Source organism: Terriglobus roseus DSM 18391 (assembly GCF_000265425.1).
Taxonomy (GTDB): Bacteria; Acidobacteriota; Terriglobia; order Terriglobales; family Acidobacteriaceae; genus Terriglobus; species Terriglobus roseus.
The window spans coordinates 4,613,870-4,636,531 of record NC_018014.1 but is presented as its reverse complement, the minus strand read 5'-3'; the positions used below and the strand labels follow the sequence as shown (position 1 = coordinate 4,636,531).

The following is a 22,662-nucleotide window of genomic DNA, read 5'->3' as shown; positions in this document are numbered from 1 at the left end:
CAAAGAGAGACACGTCCGCACTCATATCGTGTGCCAACTGTTTGACTTGCCTTTTTGCTAGGAGCTGCCATGGAAATCCCCCGTTTTGTTCCTTACGCTTTCCCCGTATTGGACACACATACGGACCACCAACCGGTGATCGAAGTCCCTTCTTCCAGGAGGGGTGGAACACCGAGATCCCACAAGAGCAAGAAACAATCCCTGCCCGTGTTGTTGATGGTCGTGATTGCCGGCTTTGCGGGGATGTTATCCGGTTGCGGTGGCGGTGGTTACGCAGGCATAGGCATCACCAGTCTTTCGAAGAGCACGGCAACGATCGACGCTGGGCAGTCGTTCAGCGTTGCCGCAACAAACCCAACGAATCTGCCACTTACATGGACAGCGAGCGGTGCGAATTGTTCCGGCGCTGGATGTGGAACGGTGGCTGCGGGCGATAGCTCGTCCAGCGTCATCTACACCGCACCAACCAATGTTTCCACGCCGATTACGGTTACGTTGACGGCTATGGTCTCCGGAACGCAGAGCACAAAGGTCGTCACCATTACGGTGAATCCGGCACTGGCGATCACGGGCAATACGCCGTCTGGTGTTGTGGGTACAAGCTATAGCGCGACCGTCAGCAGCACGGGTGGCACAACCCCCGTCACGCTGAGCCTGGTCGCTGGCACGCTGCCTCCCGGCCTGACGTTTGATCCGTCGACTGGCAGAATCAGCGGCACGCCGACTGTTGCGGGCACGTCAAACTTTACGATCCAGGCGGTCGACCGCAGCGATGTCGTTGCCACCGTCACGTCCCTGCGACAGATCACCATCACTGCAGCGGGCGCAGCCTTGACGGTCAGCGGCAATCCCCCTGCGGGCGTTGTGGGCACCGCCTACAGCAGCACACTGCAGGCAGCGGGTGGAACCCAGCCATATAGCTGGGCGGTTTCGTCGGGCGCACTCCCGGCTGGTCTTACGCTCTCGACGTCTGGCGTGATCTCGGGTAATCCGACCACGGTTGGCAGCTCGACGTTTGTAGCGTCCGCAACCGATGCAACCGGCACCCGCGCGAGTGCTTCGTTCACGATCGCGGTCACTGCGGGCGCCTCCAACGGCACGCTCGCCATCACCACGGGAACACTGCCCAACGGCACGGTGAGCCTGCCGTACAACGCAACGATCGGCGTCAGTGGCGGTACTGGACCTTACACCTGCTCCATCGTTACCGGGACACTGCCAGCGGGGCTTTCGCTCGGTGCAGGCTGCGCCGTCAGTGGTACGCCAACGGCTACGGGCACAAGCCCGCTCACCGTTCGTGCGACCGATTCCTCAAACCCGGCTTTGAGTACCACGGGCAATGTCAGCATCACCATTGCTGCCAGCGGCCTGGGTATCACCAGCGTGAACCTGCCGAGCGGCACGGTTGGCACGGTCTACAGCGCTCCACTCCCAATCACGGGTGGAACGATGCCGTATACCTGCACGGTGACGGGTGGCACACTCCCTGCAGGCCTGACGCTGGGTGCGAACTGCACAGTTACGGGCACGCCAACGACGGCAGGCACCAGCACGCCGACCATCACCATCAAGGACGCGTCCAACCCGCAGCAGACCATCACGCCGGTTATCAGCATCACGATCAACCCCGTAGGCCTGGCGCTCAGCAGTGGCACACTACCAAACGGCACGGTTGGCACGGTCTACAGCGCAATCCTGCCGGTAACGGGTGGAACGTCGCCCTACACCTGCACGCTGGCCAGCGGCACGCTGCCCGCAGGCTTGACACTCGGCACCAACTGCACGGTCAGCGGTACGCCGACGACGGCAGGCACCAGCACGCCCACCATCACCGTCCATGACTCGTCAAGCCCACAGCAGACGATCACTCCGACGGTCAGCATCACCATCGCACCCCCTGCATTGGGCGTCAGTAGCAGCACCTTGCCATCGGGTACGGTTGGCATCACCTATACGCAGACGATCCCGGTCACTGGAGGCACAGGGCCTTACACCTGCACGCTGGCATCGGGCACCCTACCCGCAGGCCTGACACTTGGCGCGAACTGCAGCGTCAGCGGCACGCCGACAACCGCCGGCACCAGCACGCCGGTGATCAGCATCCACGACGCGTCGAACCCACAGCAGACGATCACGCCGACGGTCAGCATTACGATCGCTCCTGCGACGCTAACGGTCACAGCCGGTCCGCTGCCTGGCGGCACGGTTGGCACCGTTTACACGCAGCCGATTCCTGTCACCGGTGGCACCGGTCCTTACACCTGTACGGTGGCTTCAGGAACGCTGCCTGCGGGCTTGACACTCGGCGCAAACTGCAGCGTCAGCGGCACGCCGACGACAGCCGGCACCAGCACGCCCGTCATCAGCATCCACGACTCGTCGAACCCGCAGCAGACGATCACACCGACGGTCAGCGTCACGATCGCACCTTCTGCACTTGGCGTTGGCAACAGCACTTTGCCTTCGGGCACGGTTGGCGTGGTCTACACGCAGCCAATTCCAGTCACCGGCGGCACCGGACCTTACACCTGCACGGTGTCTTCGGGAACGCTGCCTGCGGGACTGACGCTTGGTGCAAATTGCACGGTTAGCGGAACTCCCACGACAGCCGGTACCAGCACGCCGGTCATCAGCATCCACGACTCGTCGAACCCGCAGCAGACGATTACACCGACGGTCAGCATCACGATCGCTCCTGCGGCGTTGACCGTCAGCAGCGGCACCTTGCCTCCGGGCACGGTGGGCGTAGTCTACACGCAGCCGATCGCGGTCACCGGCGGCACCGGTCCTTACACCTGCACGTTGTCTTCAGGCACGCTGCCTGCGGGCCTGACGCTGGGTGCAAATTGCACGGTTAGCGGAACTCCCACGACGGCCGGTACCAGCACGCCGGTCATCAGCATCCACGACTCCTCGAACCCACAGCAGACCATCACGCCGGCCATCGGCATCACCATTAATCCCAGCGGGTTCATGGTGACAAATGGAACGCTGCCGAACGGTACGGTTGGCACGCTCTATAGCCAGACGATTCCGATCGTCGGCGGCACTGCTCCTTACACCTGTGTCCTGGCATCGGGCGCCATGCCCCCGGGCTTGACGGTCAATGCAAACTGCACGGTCACGGGAACACCGAGTGCGACGGGAACCTACTCGCCGACGCTCACCATCAAGGACACGTCGAATCCACAGCAGACCATTACGTCAGCGATCAGCATCACGATCGACCCCAGTGCTCTTGCTGTCAGTAACGGAACGCTGCCTGCCGGCACGGTTGGCACGGTCTACACGGCGACGATCCCGGTCACGGGTGGAACGGCACCTTACACCTGCACACTCACCTCGGGCACGCTGCCTGCAGGCCTTACGCTGGGCGCGAACTGCGCCGTAAGCGGAACGCCGACGACAGCCGGCACGAGCACGCCGACCATTACCATTCACGATTCATCGAACCCACAGCAGACCATCACGCCGGTCGTCAGCATCACCGTTAACCCGAGCGCTCTTGCTGTCAGTAACGGAACGCTGCCTGCCGGCACGGTTGGCACGGTCTACACGGCGACGATCCCGGTCACGGGTGGAACGGCACCTTACACCTGCACACTCACCTCGGGCACGCTGCCTGCAGGCCTTACGCTCGGCGCGAACTGCGCCGTAAGCGGAACGCCGACGACAGCCGGCACGAGCACGCCGACCATTACCATTCACGATTCATCGAACCCACAGCAGACCATCACGCCGGTCGTCAGCATCACCGTCAATCCGGCACCGCTCACGGTTGGCACGGGCTCGTTGCCTGGTGGCACGGTTGGTGTCCCTTACACGCAGACGATCCCCGTCTCTGGCGGCACTGGTCCTTACACCTGCACCGTGACCTCGGGCACACTGCCCGCCGGTCTGACACTCGGTGCAGGCTGCACGGTCACAGGCACCCCGACGACGGCCGGTACCAGCACACCGACCATTACCATCCACGACTCGGCGAATCCGCCGCAGACCATCACACCGACCATCGGCATTGCGATCAGCCCTGCTGCGCTGGTGCTTGGTACGGGCGCACTGCCGAACGGAACTGTCGGCACGACGTACACGGCAACGCTGCCGGTCAGCGGTGGCACAGCACCCTACACCTGCACGCTGGGTGCGGGCACGCTGCCTGCGGGCCTGACACTGGGCGCTGGTTGCACGGTCACCGGCACACCGACGACGGCCGGCACCAGCACGCCGACTATCAACGTCTCTGACAGCGGCAATCCTGCACTGACAACGGCTGGACCGGTCAGCATCACCATCGCTGCTGCTCCATCCACACTCGTGATCAGCTCCCCAACTCCCGCAACCGTGAACGTGCCCTACACCGGTACTATCCCGGTCACGGGTGGAACGGGCCCGTATACCTGCCAGGTAGTCAGCGGCACGGTACCCGGCCTGACGGTGAACGGTAACTGCTCCATTACCGGAACGCCCACCACGCCCGGGGCAACGCCTATCACGGTGACGGTAACGGACTCGAGCCAACCGGCTGCGACGAAGACCGGCACCGCCACCATCACGGTGAACGCGGCAACGACGACGCTCACGCTTACGTCTCCTGCCACGGCCACGGTCACTGTTCCGTACACGGGCACCATCGGTGTCACGGGCGGTACCGGACCCTACACCTGCACGGTTCCTGCGGGAACGATGCCGGCTGGACTGACCCTGAACGCGAACTGCTCCGTCACCGGAACGCCGACAACGGTAGCCGTCACGAACGTCAACGTAACTGCAACCGACTCGGCAAATCCTGCGAACGTTACGACGGCTCCCGTCACCATCACCGTGCAGGCGATCCCTGCGCTGACGCTGACAGGGTCGTTGCCCAACGCCATCGTGGGAGTGGCTTACACGCAGACGCTGCAGGCAGCGGGTGGCGTTGGTCCTTACACCTACACGGTCACTGCCGGTGCGCTGCCCAACGGTCTGTCGCTCGCAACGAACGGCACCATCAGCGGTACGCCGACGGCACCGGGCGCCAGCAGCTTCACCATCACCGCAACCGACTCGGAGGGCACGCCGAAGACCGCAAGCCTGCCGCTGGTGTTGCTGGTGGTCTACCCAACCACACCGGACGACGCCAAGCTGAAGGGGCAGTACGCGTATCTCTTCCAGGGCAATGACGACATCCTGCTGGGTGTCTTCGCCTACCGCACGGCTACGGCTGCAAGCTTCACGGCAGACGGCACGGGCGTGGTGAGTGCGGGTGAGATGGACAGCAATCACCAGACGTCACTCGCACCGGGTAACACCATTGCGACTCGCGAATTCCTCGGTACCTACACCATCGGTACGGATCTTCGCGGATCGCTCACACTCAGCACGCTTGCCGCAGATGGCACCGTGCAGTCCACCAACACGTACGCCATCGCACTCCGCGCACCGGTCTCGCCGGTCACGGTATCCGCAGTCGCAAGCATGGTGCAGTTCGACAGCAACCAGCTTGGCGGAACCAAGGGCTCCGGAACCATGCTGCTGCAGGACACGACGAAGTTTGCCGCGGGCCTGACGGGCAGCTATGTCTTCGGTCTGCAGGGTGACGCGCCCTGCTTCCCAACCTGCACGGTGGGTCTGGTTGCAGGACCGGCTGCTTCGGTCGGCCAGTTCACCGCGACGGGTGGCACCATCTCCGGAACGGGTGATGCCAACCTGGCTGCAACCAACTTCGCACAGTCCACACTGACTGGCAGTTACGGCTCGGCTGACGCAAATGGTCGTGTACAGCTTTCCATGGCTACCTCCAAGTTGAACGGCGTGCCGTTCCCAACCGACTACGCGGTCTATGTAGTCGATGCAAGCCACCTGTTCGTTCTGTCGACGGACAAGCACTCCTCCTTCGTCCTGCAGGCCGGTACGGCTCAGCTGCAGACGCAGGCCACCTTCGACGCCACGTCGATGGGCGCGCCCTACGTCGGCTATGAGAACTCGCCTGTCAACCCTGGTCTGGTCGGCGGCACGCTGCAGAGCGTAGCCAGCCTGTCCTCCGCCACCATCTTCCGCGGATCCGGGAACGGTGCCGGTATCTGCACCACCACCAACGTTGACACAGGCGGAACGACCGGCCTGGTCAACGCCATCGCCGGCGCAGTCGGTGGCGGCGCACCGCTGATCGGCGATCTGCTGGGCACTTACCAGACGACCGGCAGCAACACGTGCGCTGTCGCAGCCAACGGCCGCACGGTACTCAACTACCCGCCGCCGGGCTCGATCCTGACGAACCTCCTCGCCCTGCTGGGAGTACAGGCGGTCACACCGGCACCACGCATCCTCTACCTGGTTTCACCGAACAACGGCTACTTCCTTGAGAGCAGCTATGCGGGCATCGGCACCATCGAGCCGCAGGTTGGTTCTCCCTTCACCACGGCAACGCTGAACGGGGTCTTCGTCTATGACCAGGTCCCGGCCAGCACCATCGCAACCCTGCGCAGCTCCGGTAACTTCACCGCCGACGGTGCAGGAAACGCAACGTCGACCCTGGACGAGAACATAGGCGTTGGCACCCTCAACGTCCTGCAGCTCGGTGTTACCGGATCGACGACTTACACCCTGAGGGACGCAATTGCAGGACGCTACACGCTGGGAGCTTACGGCACCATCTACGCCATCGCCCCCGGCAGGTTCGTCCTTCTTCAGACCGATGCAGTGGGTACGTCACCCTACATCGCCCTGTTGTACTAACGCGGCAAGCCGCACGACCGGGCAATCACCCGGCAAGGGAAAGGTATAAGTCATGCGTTCGATCACTGCTCCACTGCTAATGGTTCTCTTCGGCCTCCCACTTGCGCACGCGCAGGTGGGGGCCTACGATCCAGCACCCACCGTCCCCCGCTTCACACTGGCGGGGGAGTACAACTACATCCGCGCCAATGCTCCGCCCGCCGGCTGTGACTGCTTCAGTCTGAATGGCGGTTCCATCCAGGGCGGCGTCACCCTTCGCTACTGGCTTCGTGCCGTCGTCGATGTTGGAGGCGCCCACGCCAACACCATCGGCGCGCTGGGCCAGAACCTGACGCTGCTCACTTACATGGGTGGCCCCCAGGTCGTTCTGCACGGCCGCCGCATCGAGACCTTTGCACATGGTCTCTTCGGTGCGGCACATGGCAGCGACTCTTACTTTCCAACCAACACAACGTACAGTACTTCTGCCAACAGCTTTGCGTACAAGCTTGGCGGAGGTTTTGATTACGCACTGACACATCGACTCGCGGTCCGAGTCGTGGAAGTGAACTATCTCCACACCGGATTTCCCAACGCAGCGAATAATTCGCAGAGTCACTTAGTGATCGGCGCGGGCCTGGTCCTTCATCTGCGCACTAAGACATGGACACCGGATCCCGGCAATCAGCGCCGTGATGCGAACCGGGCGATGCATGACATGGACATGCAGGCATTGAAGCCGCCACCGCCGGCCACCGCTGCAGCACCTGCCCCGCCGCCACCACCTCCCCCGGCACCGGCCGCTGCTGTGGACAACTCTCCCGTAAGCGAAGCAGCCTTCCACGAGAACATCAAGGACGCGCTCTTCGACTACGACAGCTACGCGCTGCGCCCCGATGCGCAACAGGCCGTGCAGGAGGCCGCAGCCTTCCTGAAGCTGCACCCGGCAGTGAAGGTGTTGGTCGGCGGGTATTCCGATGAGCGGGGAAGTGCCGACTACAACCTCGCACTTGGAGAGAAGCGCGCGACCGCAGCCCGCGATGCCCTAATTCTGAACGGAGTCACACCCGACCGCGTCGACACCATCAGCTACGGCAAGGAGAAGCAGGTTTGTACCGCGGAAGACGAAGCCTGCTTCCAGCTCAATCGGCGAGCAGCCTTCATGCCGAAGGTAGCGTCACCCGACCGTTAAGCAGTAGCCGCATAAGGCATGCGGCTGCGCCAATCAGGTTCATCTGAATGACTTTCCGACACCGCATTCCATCCCAGGGATGCGGTGTATTTTTGTTTTCCGGGGTCGGCTGTCGCAGGATGCCGGCATCGCCTGCAGCCTCATGGAACGGTTCGAAAGCACTACGATTAAGGCGTGGGAAGGGCTGCCACGCCGCCCACCAGCAGAAGCCTGCTTGCGGTAGCCGACATCGATTTCGGAGCCTTGCTGAGCGCCAGGCCGGTCCGCAGCAGGCTGATCATCGCGTCCAGTGGGACGGGTCGGCTGTAGAGATAGCCCTGAGCGTGCATGCATCCCTGCTTCAGCAGCGCACTCTCGTGTTCGATTTCCTCCACGCCCTCAGCCGTTACCGACATCTTGAATTCATGCGCAAGAGCGACGATGAACAGGATCAGGTTCGTTCCACCTTCACTCAGGTTCATGGCACGCACGAACGACTGGTCCACCTTCAAGGTGTCGATCGGATAACGCGTCAGATAACTCAGCGAGGAGTAGCCTGTGCCAAAGTCATCGAACGCCACCTTAACGCCGAGGGCACGGATATCATGCAACAGCGAGCCGATCGACGTGGCATCCTTGATGAAAATGCTTTCTGTGATCTCAAGCTGAAGCTGCGACGGCGGCATGCCAGTGTCATCCAGAACGTCCTGAAGGATCTTCAGAAAGGGTGTCTCGAAGAGCTGCCGCGGCGATACGTTGACGGAGACGAGCAAGTCTCTTGAAGAGTTCGCCTGTAGGACCGCAAACTCGCGGCAGGCCTGGTGCAGCGCCCAGAGTCCGATGGCGAGAATCTGTCCGGTCTCTTCCGCAAGCGGAATGAAACTGCCCGGTCCGACCAGGCCTTTAGTTGGATGATTCCACCGGATTAGTGCCTCGACACCATAGATACTGCGATCACGCATGTCGACAAACGGCTGATAGTAGAGAACAAACTCTTTCAGCTCAACGGCAGACTTCAATTCCATCTTCTTCCGTTGCGCCTCGAGCACGTCATCACGCATGGTTGAGACGAACAGCTTGCATCGGCCGCCGCCCTCACGCTTCGCGACCTGCACAGCAGTGTCGGCATCGCGGAAGACGTCCTCCGAGTTGTGCTGGCTGGTGCCCACCTCACACAAACCAATGCTCGCGGAGAGATTCACAACCACACCTGCTGCAGCGATCTGCTCTTCCACGCTGGATAGCATCAGGTGCGCTTTGCGAAGCGCCTGCTCCACCGTGGGGATGTGTTTCGACAGCAGCAGGAATTCATCGCCACCAACGCGGGCAAGTACATCCTCTTCCAGGGTGAAGCGGGCCAGTCGCTTCGCAACTTCCTGCAGGACCATGTCGCCGGCGCATCGACCGACCAGGTCGTTCACGCCCTTAAGGTCATCCAGATTCAAGAGAAGGGCCCAGGGACGTGATTGCTGTCGCTGCCGCGTCGGCAGCAGGTCCTCCAATTTGAGCGAGACTGAGCTACGATTCTCAAGACCGGTAAGGCTATCGTGAAATGCCGCGAACAGCAGTTGCCCTTCGGCACTCTGCCGTTCCTGCATCTCCTGCAGCAGTGCTTCGTTCTGCAGCCGCGTCACGCGTTGATCGACGATCACATCACGCATGCGCTGTTGATCCAGGCTGCTCTGCAATTCCTTAGTCAGGAGGAAGGTCTGCCTGCTGACGCTCGTAGCGCCCAGTGCAATTACCAGCACGCTAATCGTACCCAGGCATAACGCTGTGAGTGGAAAGCCGCCTGCCAGAAAGTCTTCCGTGCCCACCAGCGCAACCGACTTGTCCGTTTGGAACGTAAATACAAGACAACCTGCCATAAGCAGGCCCATGGCCATCGTCGCTCCCAGTTTGCGGACGGGAGATGACATCTGCTGAAGCTTGGCAAGGGCGCCAATCTTCAAAAAAAGATACGAGGCAGCGGCGGCCACCAGGAAGCTCAGACCGGAAGCCTCATACTCCGCGAGGTCTCGATGCGTGCGGAAGAGGCCGGAGACATCGTCCACAGCAGTGAATCCAAAGGCGAGCGCCAAACTGCTGGCGATCACCCATCCGGTCGGCACCTTTGGACGACTCAGGGAAAACAGTGCCAATATACAGCCGATACAGCAGCATAGCGCCTGCAGCAGGTGATCGGGCGAAGGTATGGGAGAAGTGCCGATACGGTATCCCGCGGAGAGTTCGATGGTGCAGGAGACACCCATGGCAACCGCCAGGGAGCCGCAGCCGAGCCACAACCCCCGGCGCGATCCAGTGGACCGTTGCACCTGCCGAGCCAATTCCAGGATGGTGTATGCCGTCAGAGTCGGCACCACCAGCATTGCCAGCATTCGAGCGGCGTTGTAACCCGCAAAGGAAGGGGATAGGAAATCCATCACGGGGCGAATCCTTATCGACGTGGGCTAAGTTAATTCAATAGCCGTCGGCACCTGAGACAAGAAACTACCTCTTGTTTTTAACCTAAGTTGCGGCCGCGCCCGTGCGAGTTTCCTGCGTCAATTCGACTTTCATGACCCGTGATATCACAGGGGATATCCAATGTTGCATTTAAGTCGTCGAGCCGATTTTTGACCTGTTTTGCAGTGATAGTCTCACGACTATTGAAAGCGTCTGCAGGTGGTTTTGCTGACTTTCTCTCTCAAATGTAACAAGTTCGTAAGAGCCCTGACCCCAAAGGAAAACCCATGAAGACCCTCACTGTTAATTTCAAGAATCTGCTTTCTGACGAGTCCGGACAGGACCTTATCGAGTATGCCCTCATCGCGTCGCTGGTAGGCCTCGTCGCCATCGCTACACTGCGTACGCTCGGCACAACCATTGCGGGTCTCTTCACCACCATCACCACTTCGCTTACGGGCGTTTAGTTTTGTCGGCAGAGCACGGGCAACCGCCCGTGCTGCGCGCTGCCGGAAAATCTGACTTTCGGACAGGTCCATGATCCATATCGAACGAGATCTTATGTATGCGACCGCCGCCAACCTTGCTGCCTTTACTGCTGCCATCTGGGATGTAACAACCCGCAGGATCCCGAATCGCCTTGTTCTGGTTGCCTTTACGGTCGGCCTTGTTCTGCACGTAGTCTTCGATGGCTGGCGCGGCTTGCTTGCCGCTCTGCTCTCAGGCTTCGTCGCAGGAGCTATTTTCTTTGCCTTCTTCCTAGCCGGTGGCATGGGTGGTGGAGACGTCAAGCTTATGGCTGCCGTAGCGACACTCTACGGTTTCGCCAACATGCCATACCTGCTTGTACTCACGTCACTTGCCGGCGGGGTCATGGCGGTCCTTCTCGCCCTGCGGCATCGTCGCCTGCGAGAGACGCTGTCGAATGTAGGCACGCTTGTCAGCCACCATAGGCACGAAGGTCTCGAGCCGCACGAAGTCCATCACGTGCGGAATCTGTCTTCGCTTCGTCTGCCGTATGGCGTCGCAATCGCTGCGGGCTGCCTCCTGGTTGCGATGGGGCGTGGCTGACCATGATTGCTCGCCGCCTTATCCTTGCGCTGTGTGTTGCCCTTCTCATCTCCGGGCTCTTCACCTACTGGCTTAGCCGACGCTTCGCCAAACCTGAGTCATCGTCCGCTCAGTTGCGGTATGTCGCGACCGCGAAGAATCTCGATGCAGGACAGGTACTTGAACCCGCAAGTCTGACCATGGTGAACTGGCCCGCCAGCCAGCCGTTGAAGGGCGCCTTCCAGAAGACGGAAGACGTTGTGGGCCGCACCGCGATGTATCCCGTTGCGGGAGGGGAGCCGGTGCTTGACCGTCAGGTTTCTGCCGTGGGCGCTGGTACCGGCCTTTCAACACGCATCCCGCAGGGTATGCGCGCACTCTCGCTCAAGTCGGACCAGGTGGTTGGTGTGGCGGGGTATCTGCTGCCCGGCACGCGCGTGGATGTGCTCGTCACATTCCACACCCCCGCGTCGCCCGATGCCGTGACATCGACCGTTCTGCAGGATGCGCAGATCCTAACCGCTGGCCAGAAGATGCAGCCGGATCCAGATGGCAAAGCATCCACGGTGGACGTTGTCACACTGCTGGTTACACCAGCAGATGCGGAGAAGGTCGTACTCGCAAGCGCACAGGGAACCGTTCATTTTGTGCTTCGGAACAGCGCCGATCACGCGCTGCATGACGACCCGCCAACCCAGCTCTCTTCGCTCGGTGCGGCGGTTCATGTAGCGGCGCTGATTGCGAAGCCTGCGCCGGTCAGAGCATCCGCCACCAAGGTGGCTGCAAGCCCGAGGCCGTATCGCGTTGAAGTCGTCCGCGGTGAGAAGCAGACCATGGAGAGCTTCTGATGGGTAAAGCCTTCCATCCCATGCGTCTCACGGCAGCCATGCACGTCGGTCTTTGCGGCGCCCTTGCGTGCGTGGGGCAGCAGCCCGTCGTGGTTGCATCTCCTGCAAATGATGCAGCCTTTACCAGCAGCAACTTCTCCGGTGACATGCAGCACATCACCGTCGGGCGATCGGTCTCGCTGCGCACGGCCCATCGACTTGCGAAGGTGTACGTCACCAATCCAGCTGTGCTCTACGCCTACACCGCAAGCCCGAATGAAGTGCTGTTGACCTCGAAGCAGCCGGGCATCAGTTCGGTCGCGTTATGGGATGAAGAGGGCGGATCGCAGACCTACCTTTTCTCCTCCGACATCGATACCGACACCCTGCGCAAATCCATCAAGGGCGCGATGCCGACTGAAGACATTCACGTCCAGGCGGAAGAGGGGCGCGTTGTACTTACCGGCAGCGTCAGCACGGCCGGTCTGTATGACGCCGCTTACAAGATGGCAGGTCTTTATTCCAAGGACGTGTCGAACACGCTCGTCGTCAATTCCTCCACCATCAAGCAGGTACGCCTGAAGGTGCGCATCGTTGAAGTCGATCGCTCCAAGCTGGATCAGTTTGCCTTCAACTTCTTCAGTGCTGGCGGCAACAACCTGGCTCAGACGACCACGACACAGTTCCCGACAAACCTCAATGCGTCGACCACCGGTTCTGCGGGTAGCGCCAGCGCGAGCAGTTCGTCTGTGGGCAATAAGACGGTTTCAGTTACCAACCCATTGAATTTCCTGCTCTACAGTTCGCAGTTCAACGTGGGAGCCACCCTGCAGGATCTTGCATCGCGCCAGGTGCTCCAGATCCTTGCCGAACCAACCATCACAACGCTGAGCGGCGAGAAGGCGAACTTCCTTGCAGGCGGTGAGTTTCCATTCCCCGTCGTTCAGGGCGGTGCAGGCGGGCTCACTTCCATCACCATTCAGTTCCGGCCTTATGGTGTGCGCCTGGAATTTCTTCCTGTTGTGAATCCGGACGGCAGCATCCAATTGAAGGTTGCGCCGGAAGTAAGTGCCCTGGACTACACCAATGCGGTGCAGATTAGCGGGTACACCATTCCAGCCATCTCCACGCGCCGTGCAGAGACGCAGGTGGTACTTCGTAGCGGTCAGAGCTTTGCGATCTCCGGCCTACTGGATAAGCGGACAACAGACCAGCTAGGTAAGACGCCGGGGATCGCCAGCGTGCCGGTACTGGGTGCGCTCTTCAAGTCGAAAGACATCAAGCGATCGACCACTGAGATTCTCGTCCTCGTCACGCCGGAGATCGTGGATCCCATGTCCGGCACATCGACGTGGGAAGAACCAAAGTCGCCCGTACCCGTGCTCGACGAAAAAGAATTCGACCAGGCAATGCCAAAGATAAAGCCGAAGAGTTAGGAGCGTTATGACAGGAGATCATTCGTTGTCCCACACAACTTACAACGCCGATGGGCTCTCCGTCGTGGTACTCACCGTGGCCATGGAGACCAGGACCGCTCACCTTGTGGAAGAAGCAATCGCCCACAAGAATTGGGATGCTTCTTACTCGCACCACAAAGATTACGTCTCGAGCGCACGTCGTCCCGCATTTGGCACGGGCCTGAGATCTTCCAGTGTCTATGTGGCGCTCGTGGACTTTGACAGTTCGACCGCGCAGGCATCGGAAGCAGCAAGGTACCTCTCACAGACATTCGCGGGCCGGATCACGGTGGTAGCGGTTGGCGCATCGCTCAACCCCGAATTAATGCTAGCTGCCATGCGGTCCGGCTGCAGCGAGTTTCTCTCTGATCCTGCCTCCTCTGCACTGAACGAGTTGCTCGACCGCCTTGAGACACGATGGCTGAATGCAGAGGGCATGCAGGCGATGCCGCAGGGCTCGATCCTGCCGCTCTTCGGCACGAAGGGCGGCGTGGGAACGACCACGCTTGCAGTCCACCTGGCAATGTTCCTGGTGCAAAGCCATAACAAGCGGACACTATTGATAGATCAACATGCGGAACTCGGCCACGTCTGTGTCTACCTCGGCATGGACGGCAGCCGATGCCGCTTCAGCGAAGTGGTACGAAATTTTAATCGGCTTGATAGTGAGTTGTTGCGGGGATTCGTTGGGCATCACCCCAGCGGCCTCGATGTACTTTCGTCGCCGGATGTCAGTGGTCGAGGAACTCCACTGACGGCAGAGGCGATAACACGCACCCTGGCATTTCTTCGCACTGAGTATGACTACGTGGTCATCGACAGTGTAGCGCCGGTGGATGACGTCGGCGTTGCCATCCTTGAGGCATCTTCGCAGTTCTATGTCGTAGCCAGTCCTGAGATTGGCTCCGTGCGCGACCTATCCCGTTACATCGACAGACTTGCGCCAATCGATTCGTTCACGGAGAAACTCAAGATCGTACTGAACCGCTCCGCGACCCAGCACGCCATCGACGTCGACCAGATTGAGAAGGCGGTCAAGCTGCCGGTATCGATTCATCTCCCCGATTGTTATCCCGAGCTGGTGCGGTCCCAGAACCTGGGCGAGCCAATCTCTCCCAGCGCAAAGTCTGAGATCGCGCAGGCCATGGTCAAGTGGGCAGATGCCATCGTTGGTACTTCCAGCCGCGTCAAGGCGGCGCCGAAAAAGAACGGTCTTATCTCGCTGATGAAGCAGGGCCTTCCACCGCGCATCGCACTGACGCGTGCGAACTGATCGAGGGCACGCCATGGCAACATCAGAAATCCTCTTCTCCAGGCCAGTAAACGCGCCTCTGCGCACGGGCCGCAGCGTGCCCGATAGCGTGCAGCAACACCTGAAGTCCGTGGTGCACAGGGAGCTTGTGCAGCGGCTTGACCTGGACCGGTTGAGCGAGATGAATGAGACGCGCGCCGGCCAGCAGCAACTGCTGCTCACGATCCAACGACTGATTGGCGAGCAGACCGTGCCCCTTAGCGGCGCTGAGCGTGACAAGCTTTCGCAGGAAATTCTCGACGAAGTCTTCGGCCTGGGACCCATCGAGCCGCTGCTGAGTGATCCCACCATCAGCGATATTCTCGTCAACACGTACAGCTCCGTGTATGTCGAACGCCGCGGCGTGCTGGAACTTACCGACGTTGTCTTTAAGGACAATCGGCACCTCATGCACATCATCGACAAGATCGTCTCTGCCGTGGGCAGACGCGTCGATGAGTCCTCGCCCATGGTGGATGCACGTCTCTCCGACGGCTCGCGTGTTAACGTCATCATCCCACCGCTTGCGATCGACGGCCCCATCCTGTCGATTCGCCGCTTCGGCAGCACGCCGCTGGGTCCCGACGATCTCTTACGCACGCAGATGTTGACCAAGCCGATGCTGGAACTGTTGCAGCGAGCCGTGGAAGCGCGCATCAACATCGTCGTCTCCGGTGGCACAGGCGCGGGTAAGACCACCTTACTCAACGTCCTCTCAGGCTTCATCTCGAGCAAAGAACGCATCGTCACCATTGAAGACTCTGCAGAACTGTTGATGCGACAGGAGCACGTCGTCCGTCTGGAGACGCGACCTCCAAACATGGAGGGGCGCGGCGCCGTGCGACAGCGCGAACTGATGATCAACGCGCTCCGTATGCGGCCGGACCGCATCGTCCTTGGCGAAGTGCGTGGCGAAGAGACCATCGACATGTTGCAAGCCATGAACACGGGCCACGACGGTTCACTCACAACCATCCACTCCAACTCACCGCGCGATGCACTGGCGCGTATGGAAACAATGGCAATGATGGGCGAGATGCGTCTGCCGGAGGCGGCCATTCGCGCGCAGATCGCCTCCGCGATTCACATGGTCGTGCAGGTGGCGCGCATGGCAGACGGCTCACGCCGCATCACGCACATTACAGAACTTACAGGCGCTTACAGCGAAGCCATCAGCATGAACGACTTGTTCCTCTTTGAGAAAAAGGGAACAGGTCCGAATGGAAGACTTCGCGGTCGCTTCTACTCCACGGGCATCATGCCGCGTTTTGCGGAAAAGCTGACAGCAGCCGGTATCGCACTGCCCGCGGGCCTGGTCAACCACTCGGTGGAGATCTGAGGCGTGTTATGACCCTGCTTGTCCTCGTCTTCTTCGCGACGTCCACCATGTGTTTCTGCGCGCTTGCCATCCTGCTGCGGCCGCGACCCGAGCAGACTGCACTCAATCAGCGTCTGGCAGCCCTCGTCTCGCAGGACACAATGCCCGCAGGAGTTGGAGAGTTACTCCTCAAGCCCTCAGCACAGACGGGAGCATTTGGCTGGTCAGACGACATGCTCGCAGAGGCGCAACTCTTCGAGAATTTAAAGACGTTGAAGCGCCAGGCGAGGGTAGACGGTTCCGTCTCCGCGTTGATCCTTACCAGCAGCGGCATCGGCCTCTCCGCGCTCGTGCTTACCGATTGGATTACCGGAAACCTGTTGGCAGCGCTCGCCATCGCCGCGTGCCTTGCCTACCTCCCCATACTCAGGCTGCAGATGCGCCGCAAGCGCCGCATCGCTGCCTTTGATGCGGTGCTGCCGGACGCGATCGAGTTATGCGCGCGGTCTCTGCGCGCAGGTCATTCTTTGATTGGCGCCATCGGCAACGTCGCTGAGCAGGGACCGGAACCCGTCAAGTCCGAGTTTGCCGAAGTCTTTCGCCTGCAGAACTTCGGCCTGCCCATACGCGATGCGCTAATGCAGTTGATGGACCGCATGCCCTCTGCGGACCTGCGCGTTGTCGTCACCGGCATCATGGTCCAAAAAGATACGGGCGGCAACCTCGCCGAGATCATGGATCACACCACGACCGTCATTCGCGACCGCATCCGCATCAAGGGAGAGATACAGGTCCACACCGCGCAGGGTCGCCTCTCCGGTTGGATCCTTTGCCTGATGCCCGTCGTGCTGCTGGGCGCCATCAACCTGATGAGCCCGGGTTACTCCAGCATGCTCTTCCACGATCCACTCGGGCAGAAGCTGCTTTACAGCAGCATCGTCCTTCTCGCCATCGGTGGCCTCATCATTCGCCACATCGTCAATGGGATTGAGGTCTAGCGCATGGAGACTGTCTTCCTCTTCGCCGCCGCATTCACTGTCTTCTGCATCTCGGCACTCGTCGTAGCACCCGTGCTGTTACGCCCGGATGCGGAGGCGCGCCGCATTTTCTCTGTAGTTGAGACAGAAAGAACAGATCATCGAAGCACCACGCAGAAGGAGCAGGTAGAAGAGGCCGTTCTGCATTTGTCGCGCGGGATGCGCGAACGCCTTGGCATCTCTTTGAGCTCGCAGTTACAAAAGCGCCTGACGCTTGCGGGGATACGCACCTCCTCGGCACCGGATATCTTCTTCGCCGCACAGTTTCTAACGCCTTTGGTGGGCGCGTTCCTCGGCAGCTTTATCGCAGGCAACACATGGTTCTGGATCTTCGCATTTGCTGCTGCTGGTTATGTCGCCCCCAACTTCTGGCTAACGGAAAAGGTCCGCAGGCGGAAAGAAAGAATCCGCCGCAGTCTGCCCGACACGATTGACCTGCTGGTCATCTGCGTCGATGCTGGCCTCGGACTCGATCAGGCCCTGCTCCGTGTCTGCAAGGAGCTGGCTCTAAGTCACCCGGACATCCAGGATGAGCTGATGCGAGTGCAGCTGGAGCAGCAGGCCGGGAGGCCGCGCATGGAGGCATGGGAACATCTGGCCGAACGAGTCAAGCTGCCGGAGATTACTGCCTTCGTCAGCATGCTCAACCAGACGGAGCGCTTCGGTACACCCATCGTGCGTGCACTGAGTCGCTTCGCCGCTGACCTACGAATCAAGCGGAAGCAGCACGCGGAGGAAGCAGCCGCCAGGACGAAGATCAAGATCGTCTTTCCCCTGGTCTTCTGTATCTTCCCCTGCCTTTTCATCGTGCTGCTAGCGCCTGCAGTACTCACCATGACCAGCTCATTAAGCGGCTTCGGTAAGTAAAGACTTCTAACGCTTAAACATTCAATGGAAGGAGGAATCGCCGATATGGACTCAGTGGATCTGGTAAGGATCGTCGCCGCTGTTCTCGCCGCAATCGTCGTCGCTGTCATCGTCTATCGCCGTAAGAAGAGCTCCATCTAACGCACACCGAGAGGTCGCACGTTGCAACGCATCGCTATCTGGAACCAGGCACGGACCGTACGGCTCAGCGACTCCATTGAGGTCGCCGACACCTCGCGGCTCCGCGTCTGGGGCCTGTTAGGACGAACAAAACTGGACACGGGGGCCGGCCTCTGGATCAAGCCGTCCTCCGGCGTTCACACCTTCGGCATGCGATTCGCAATTGATGTGATCGGCCTCGACAGACACCATCGCATCGTGCGCCTTTGGCAGTCACTGCAACCATGGCGTGTGACCCCTGTCAGCACCGCTGTACGCAGTGTTCTGGAACTACCCGCGGGCTTTGTGTCACAGTTCGACTTACAAATCGGCGACGCCTTGCTTCTGGAATCCATCAACAATGAGCAGGCCCCGTGAAACCGCTGCGCGCCTTTCTGAAGGACGACTCGGGCCAGGTGCTCGTCGTGACTGCACTCTGCTTCGTGGTGTTGCTCGGCTTCCTTGGTCTGGCGATTGACGTGGGTCATTTGAGGCTCGTGCGTCGCCAGGTACAAACCCTAGCCGACGCCGCAGCCATGGCTGGAGGTTTGGAAATCCGTGTCTGCGCGGCCACAGCAAGCTGTCCGGCCATGCAGGCCGCAGTAAAAAACGCGCTACAGGAGAACGGTAAGACAGGCGTCTCCTTCCTGACGAACTGTGCCACAGCCGGCACCGGTATCACCGTTACGCTGAACGATCCACCCTGCGCGCTTGGTAGCGCCAAAGACCCAAACACGGGCAATACGAAATTCGTCGAAGTAGTCGTCACGCAGGAGGTCCGCACTTACTTCGCGCGCGTCGTCGGTTATGACCACGTCAAGGTAAGCGCACGCGCCGAGGCCCGACGCGGCACCGGGCCATGCATCTACGCACTCAATCCGCATGCGGCCGGCTCCATCACCTTTCCCGTCGCTCTCGCTCTTAACGCGACGTGTGGCATTGTCGTCGAGTCAGACAGCCCCGCCGCGCTTACATGTCTCGCAGCCTTCGGTAGCGCACCGAAAATCAACGTTACGGGTGGAACCTCGGGCCTGTTGTGCGGCTCCACTCCCAAACCGAATACAGGCGTTCCTGTCCCAACCCCCGCCGACCCCTTGGCCTATCTTCCCGTGCCTGCCAGTGCATCCTCCCCATGCCCCACGACGGTGGGCGTCAACACCTTTACTGGGAATAAGTACGCGGTCAATATCACGCTTCCCGGAACCTACACATTCAACCCCGGTATCTATTGCGGCGGAATTAACTTCACCGCAGCCATCGCTGCGAACATCACCTTCAAGCCCGGCATTTACATCATCCGCGACGGCCCCGGCATCCTCGGCCTTGGAACGCAGGGAGGCCTCAACTTGACGCTGCCTCTACTTTCCACTGTGACCGCAAATGGGGTCATGTTCTACAACCAGGGCAATGTCGCAGCGCCTGCATCCAGCCTTGGTGGCTTCTCCATCACGGCGCCGGTGCCCCTCGTCAGCACGACTGTCTTCACCGCAGCCACCAGCGGAACCTACGGCGGTGTTCTCATGTGGCAGGCCAAAGGTGTGACCACCACCGGAACCTACATCGGAAGCCTGCTGGGGGGAGGTAAGTTCGAAGGGGCCATCTACCAGCCAAGCGCGAAAGTAGCTTACGCAGTTGGCGCACTCAGTTCGGCTTACAACATCCTGGTGGCGGATCAACTGAACTTTACTGGGCAGGTGATCAGCACCATCGGCAGCAACTACTCCGCGCTCGCCAACGGTTCGCCACTGCAGTCGGACACTGCGGTGCTTGTCCAGTGAAAACGCGAAGCGATTACGAAAAGGACAATCTCATGCAGAGGCATTCTGTTGCGCACCTTCTGCGGGAAGACTGCGGCAGCAGCGTGCTGGAAGCAGCGCTGGTGATGCCCGCACTCATCCTCGTTTTGATCGCTGCAATTGACTTTGGCCGGGCATACGTCGTCGGGATACAACTGGCTTCCGCGACCCATGCTGCTGCACTCTACGGCTCGCAAACTCCCACGGATCTAACCGGTATTGCAAGCGCCGTCACCCTCAATGCGGCGGGTATCTCGGGAATCTCAACCACGGCAACTTTCGGCTGCGAATGTTCTGACGGAAGCTCGGCTGTTGCTTCGTGCGCCGTCGGTCCACTCTGCACTTACAACGTCCTCAACTACGTTGACGTCGTCGCCACAACAACCTACAGGCCGCTCCTGAGGTATCCAGGCATTCCGGCAACCATCGCAATGCGAAGTGAAGCTCGCATAAGGTCTGCCCAATGAAATGTTCGGCAATCCATCCGCGTGGGCGGCAACGGTTTGGTCTCATCGCGCAAGCCTTGGATCTCTGTCTGCGGGACAACGCGGGCAGCGGTCTGCTGGAGTTTGCGTTTGCGATCGGTGTAATCATGACGGTGATCCTCGGCATCGTCAACGGTTCGCTTGCGCTCTACGCCAACCACTATGTCGCCAGCGCTGCGCTCGAGGGAGCCCGCTATGCCATGGTGCGTGGTGCCGGCTGGGGAGGTGCTGCTTGCGCCACACCTACGAGTAACAGTTGCACCGCGACCAGCAACTCGGTCAAGACCTTCCTGCTTTCCATAGCGCCACTCGGTGTGAGGGCTGCTAACACAACCGTAGTAACCACATGGCCTGGCACGACGGCAGCCGGCACGGCCTGCTACACAGGCAACGGCATCAACGCGGCGGGATGTTCGGTCAGGGTGACCGTCACATACTCTTTTAACCTGGGGCTTCCAGTGCTGCCGAAGAATACGCTGCGATTCACCGCCGCTTCAACCATGCCGATCACGCAATAACATCAGCAAGCCCGACGTGTGCTCCTAAGCCACGCGTGACATCGCGCTGCTCTGAAAGAACGCATGAACGCAGTGCTTGTCCAGCGCATGCGGCGTCTGCCGGATCAGAATCTGGTAGATCTGCTGCCGTGTGTACTTTCGTCGAAAGGAACGTTCTGCCGCAAGCGCCTCAGCGACATCGGCGACCGCAAGGATTCGAGCGGACAGACTCAATTGTTCGGCTGAAAGGTGTTTCGGATAACCGCTGCCGTCCAGTCGTTCGTGGTGCATCATCGCGAGTAATGCCACCTCACGAAACTCAGGAATGCGTTCCAGTATCTCGCAGGTGCGAAGGGGATAATTGCGCAGCACAGGCAGGTCGTCTTTTGTAAGTGGACCCTGCTTTTCCAGTAGCTCACGCGGTACGGTGAGTTTACCGATGCTATGCAGCAGAGCGGCACGGCGCAACGTATTCACCTGTCGCTCACTCATCTGCAGCGAACGCGCCATGCGCACGGCAATATCCGCCACCCGGAAGGAATGCGCGAAGCCGTACTCGGAGCGCGCGTCAGCAACTTCCGCGAACACCTCACAAATCTGATCAATCGTATGGCTGTTCGCGGCCAGCATATGTTCGCTTGGTTCCAGCGAAATGGCGTACGCCTGCAGATCCTTTTGTTCAAGCTGCCACCAGCAAGAGGGTGTCTCGAACAGACGGGTCGCTGCGGCCACCAGGCCTGGGTCAAACCACCCGCGGCAACGGCGGTGAAGCCATGGGATCACGCAGTTGCTGCCGCCCTGTGCGTGGAAGCGTTCCATCGTCTGCGAGAGCTTCACAATCTGAGCGATCACCGGAATGCATGTACCGTCCATGCCGTCCGGGCCACCACGACCGTCCCACCGTTCATCGATGGAACAGACAGCCGCGCGCGTCGCGGTCGAAACTCCCAGCTTCTCAAGAAGCTGACCGGCAACCGCAGAGCGAAGATTGATTGCTTCGGATCGAAGTGTTTTTTGCTTCCATAAAAATCCGAGCTGCTTGCTCACGCGGCGTGAGAGCGGCTCGGCTCCATAAAGGCCAAGCGCAGCCCGGCCGCCCTCGAGCCAGGACATACTGCCCATTCCCTCGCGTAACAGACGCCGTGCCAGCACACCGTCTTGACCTGTAGCTTTCCTCTCCCACAGTTGTGTGTGAGAGCCGCCAATGTCTTTCAATAACAGCGCGTAGTAGAGATCGCTAAGCGCCGGAGGCGTAAGCGAAATCCTTCGACCGATACGCATGCCAATAATGCAGGTGCGCAGCGTGTGCCCCGTACCGTTATCTTCGGCCAGATCAATTGCAGTTGTGAGGGCAGCAATAATTTCGGCAAGACTGCCCAGTTCTGTACGGGTAAGGCTGCTTGCATCCGCTCTCGATGAAGATTGCACTCCGGCCATTTCGTCATCCAGTCGCGGGGATAAAAACTCGTCTCACAAGCATGCAGCAAGGACTGCATTCCTGAGTACTGTAAATCACCTTCAAAGTAAAACAGAATGTCATTTGGATATCACCCCTGATATCAGGGAAGG

The 22,662-nt window shown here is 60.2% G+C and carries 16 protein-coding genes; 14 read left to right on the top strand and 2 right to left on the bottom strand.

The window, feature by feature from the left end:
* Nucleotides 1–216: 216 nt before the first annotated feature.
* Together TERRO_RS19170 and TERRO_RS23745 are read left to right on the top strand one after the other, a co-directional pair.
* Entirely contained in the window at nucleotides 217–6,714 is a 6,498-nt protein-coding gene (locus TERRO_RS19170) for a beta strand repeat-containing protein (protein WP_052313401.1), read from the top strand.
* A 52-nt stretch (nucleotides 6,715–6,766) separates the two neighbouring features.
* Nucleotides 6,767–7,885 (top strand): OmpA family protein, encoded by a 1,119-nt coding sequence (locus TERRO_RS23745; protein ID WP_014787365.1) that lies wholly within the window; start codon nucleotides 6,767–6,769, stop codon nucleotides 7,883–7,885.
* 167 nt (nucleotides 7,886–8,052) lie between these two features.
* Here the strand turns inward: TERRO_RS23745 and TERRO_RS19160 are convergent, their stop codons facing one another.
* Nucleotides 8,053–10,287, bottom strand: coding sequence for a putative bifunctional diguanylate cyclase/phosphodiesterase (locus TERRO_RS19160; RefSeq protein WP_014787364.1), 2,235 nt, complete (start codon nucleotides 10,285–10,287; stop codon nucleotides 8,053–8,055).
* A 309-nt stretch (nucleotides 10,288–10,596) separates the two neighbouring features.
* On the opposite strand from TERRO_RS19160, the gene TERRO_RS19155 reads away from it, so the two are divergent.
* From TERRO_RS19155 to TERRO_RS19100, 12 genes are all read left to right on the top strand, one after another.
* Nucleotides 10,597–10,776 (top strand): Flp family type IVb pilin, encoded by a 180-nt coding sequence (locus tag TERRO_RS19155; protein WP_014787363.1) that lies wholly within the window; start codon nucleotides 10,597–10,599, stop codon nucleotides 10,774–10,776.
* A 70-nt stretch (nucleotides 10,777–10,846) separates the two neighbouring features.
* Nucleotides 10,847–11,380, top strand: coding sequence for an A24 family peptidase (locus TERRO_RS19150; protein WP_014787362.1), 534 nt, complete (start codon nucleotides 10,847–10,849; stop codon nucleotides 11,378–11,380).
* 2 nt (nucleotides 11,381–11,382) lie between these two features.
* The gene (cpaB, locus tag TERRO_RS22415; protein ID WP_014787361.1) at nucleotides 11,383–12,207 is read left to right on the top strand and encodes a Flp pilus assembly protein CpaB; all 825 of its coding nucleotides are present in this window, start codon (nucleotides 11,383–11,385) and stop codon (nucleotides 12,205–12,207) included.
* Nucleotides 12,207–13,622: a type II and III secretion system protein family protein gene (locus TERRO_RS19140; protein ID WP_014787360.1), complete on the top strand. Its 1,416-nt coding sequence runs from the start codon at nucleotides 12,207–12,209 to the stop codon at nucleotides 13,620–13,622. The genes cpaB and TERRO_RS19140 overlap by 1 nt, the downstream gene beginning before the upstream one ends.
* Before the next feature lie 25 nt (nucleotides 13,623–13,647).
* Nucleotides 13,648–14,916, top strand: coding sequence for a CpaE/TadZ family protein (locus TERRO_RS19135; protein WP_052313399.1), 1,269 nt, complete (start codon nucleotides 13,648–13,650; stop codon nucleotides 14,914–14,916).
* A 13-nt stretch (nucleotides 14,917–14,929) separates the two neighbouring features.
* Nucleotides 14,930–16,273, top strand: a complete 1,344-nt coding sequence (locus tag TERRO_RS19130) for a TadA family conjugal transfer-associated ATPase (protein ID WP_014787358.1) — start codon at nucleotides 14,930–14,932, stop codon at nucleotides 16,271–16,273.
* An 8-nt stretch (nucleotides 16,274–16,281) separates the two neighbouring features.
* A complete protein-coding gene (locus TERRO_RS19125; RefSeq protein WP_014787357.1) occupies nucleotides 16,282–17,250 on the top strand; it encodes a type II secretion system F family protein in 969 nt (322 codons plus the stop codon).
* A gap of 3 nt (nucleotides 17,251–17,253) precedes the next feature.
* Complete coding sequence (locus TERRO_RS19120) at nucleotides 17,254–18,156, top strand: type II secretion system F family protein (protein WP_014787356.1); 903 nt, start codon at nucleotides 17,254–17,256, stop codon at nucleotides 18,154–18,156.
* Nucleotides 18,157–18,318: 162 nt separating this feature from the next.
* Nucleotides 18,319–18,693 carry a DUF192 domain-containing protein gene (locus tag TERRO_RS19115; protein ID WP_014787354.1) on the top strand — a complete coding sequence of 125 codons (375 nt, stop codon included), beginning with the start codon at nucleotides 18,319–18,321 and terminating at the stop codon, nucleotides 18,691–18,693.
* On the top strand, nucleotides 18,690–20,093 hold the full coding sequence (locus TERRO_RS19110) for a pilus assembly protein TadG-related protein (protein ID WP_014787353.1): 1,404 nt from the start codon (nucleotides 18,690–18,692) through the stop codon (nucleotides 20,091–20,093). The genes TERRO_RS19115 and TERRO_RS19110 overlap by 4 nt, the downstream gene beginning before the upstream one ends.
* 32 nt (nucleotides 20,094–20,125) lie before the next feature.
* A complete protein-coding gene (locus TERRO_RS19105) occupies nucleotides 20,126–20,578 on the top strand; it encodes a TadE/TadG family type IV pilus assembly protein (RefSeq protein WP_014787352.1) in 453 nt (150 codons plus the stop codon).
* Complete coding sequence (locus tag TERRO_RS19100; protein WP_014787351.1) at nucleotides 20,575–21,114, top strand: TadE/TadG family type IV pilus assembly protein; 540 nt, start codon at nucleotides 20,575–20,577, stop codon at nucleotides 21,112–21,114. The genes TERRO_RS19105 and TERRO_RS19100 overlap by 4 nt, the downstream gene beginning before the upstream one ends.
* A 24-nt stretch (nucleotides 21,115–21,138) precedes the next feature.
* Here the strand turns inward: TERRO_RS19100 and TERRO_RS23460 are convergent, their stop codons facing one another.
* Complete coding sequence (locus tag TERRO_RS23460) at nucleotides 21,139–22,530, bottom strand: HD-GYP domain-containing protein (protein WP_014787350.1); 1,392 nt, start codon at nucleotides 22,528–22,530, stop codon at nucleotides 21,139–21,141.
* Nucleotides 22,531–22,662: the final 132 nt, after the last annotated feature.

Coding starts and splice junctions, on each gene's coding strand:
- TERRO_RS19170 (WP_052313401.1), top strand. CDS start 217: ATGGTCGTGATTGCCGGCTTTGCGGGGATGTTATCCGGTTGCGGTGGC.
- TERRO_RS23745 (WP_014787365.1), top strand. CDS start 6,767: ATGCGTTCGATCACTGCTCCACTGCTAATGGTTCTCTTCGGCCTCCCA.
- TERRO_RS19160 (WP_014787364.1), bottom strand. CDS start 10,287: ATGGATTTCCTATCCCCTTCCTTTGCGGGTTACAACGCCGCTCGAATG.
- TERRO_RS19155 (WP_014787363.1), top strand. CDS start 10,597: ATGAAGACCCTCACTGTTAATTTCAAGAATCTGCTTTCTGACGAGTCC.
- TERRO_RS19150 (WP_014787362.1), top strand. CDS start 10,847: ATGATCCATATCGAACGAGATCTTATGTATGCGACCGCCGCCAACCTT.
- cpaB (WP_014787361.1), top strand. CDS start 11,383: ATGATTGCTCGCCGCCTTATCCTTGCGCTGTGTGTTGCCCTTCTCATC.
- TERRO_RS19140 (WP_014787360.1), top strand. CDS start 12,207: ATGGGTAAAGCCTTCCATCCCATGCGTCTCACGGCAGCCATGCACGTC.
- TERRO_RS19130 (WP_014787358.1), top strand. CDS start 14,930: ATGGCAACATCAGAAATCCTCTTCTCCAGGCCAGTAAACGCGCCTCTG.
- TERRO_RS19125 (WP_014787357.1), top strand. CDS start 16,282: ATGACCCTGCTTGTCCTCGTCTTCTTCGCGACGTCCACCATGTGTTTC.
- TERRO_RS19120 (WP_014787356.1), top strand. CDS start 17,254: ATGGAGACTGTCTTCCTCTTCGCCGCCGCATTCACTGTCTTCTGCATC.
- TERRO_RS19105 (WP_014787352.1), top strand. CDS start 20,126: ATGCAGAGGCATTCTGTTGCGCACCTTCTGCGGGAAGACTGCGGCAGC.
- TERRO_RS19100 (WP_014787351.1), top strand. CDS start 20,575: ATGAAATGTTCGGCAATCCATCCGCGTGGGCGGCAACGGTTTGGTCTC.
- TERRO_RS23460 (WP_014787350.1), bottom strand. CDS start 22,530: ATGGCCGGAGTGCAATCTTCATCGAGAGCGGATGCAAGCAGCCTTACC.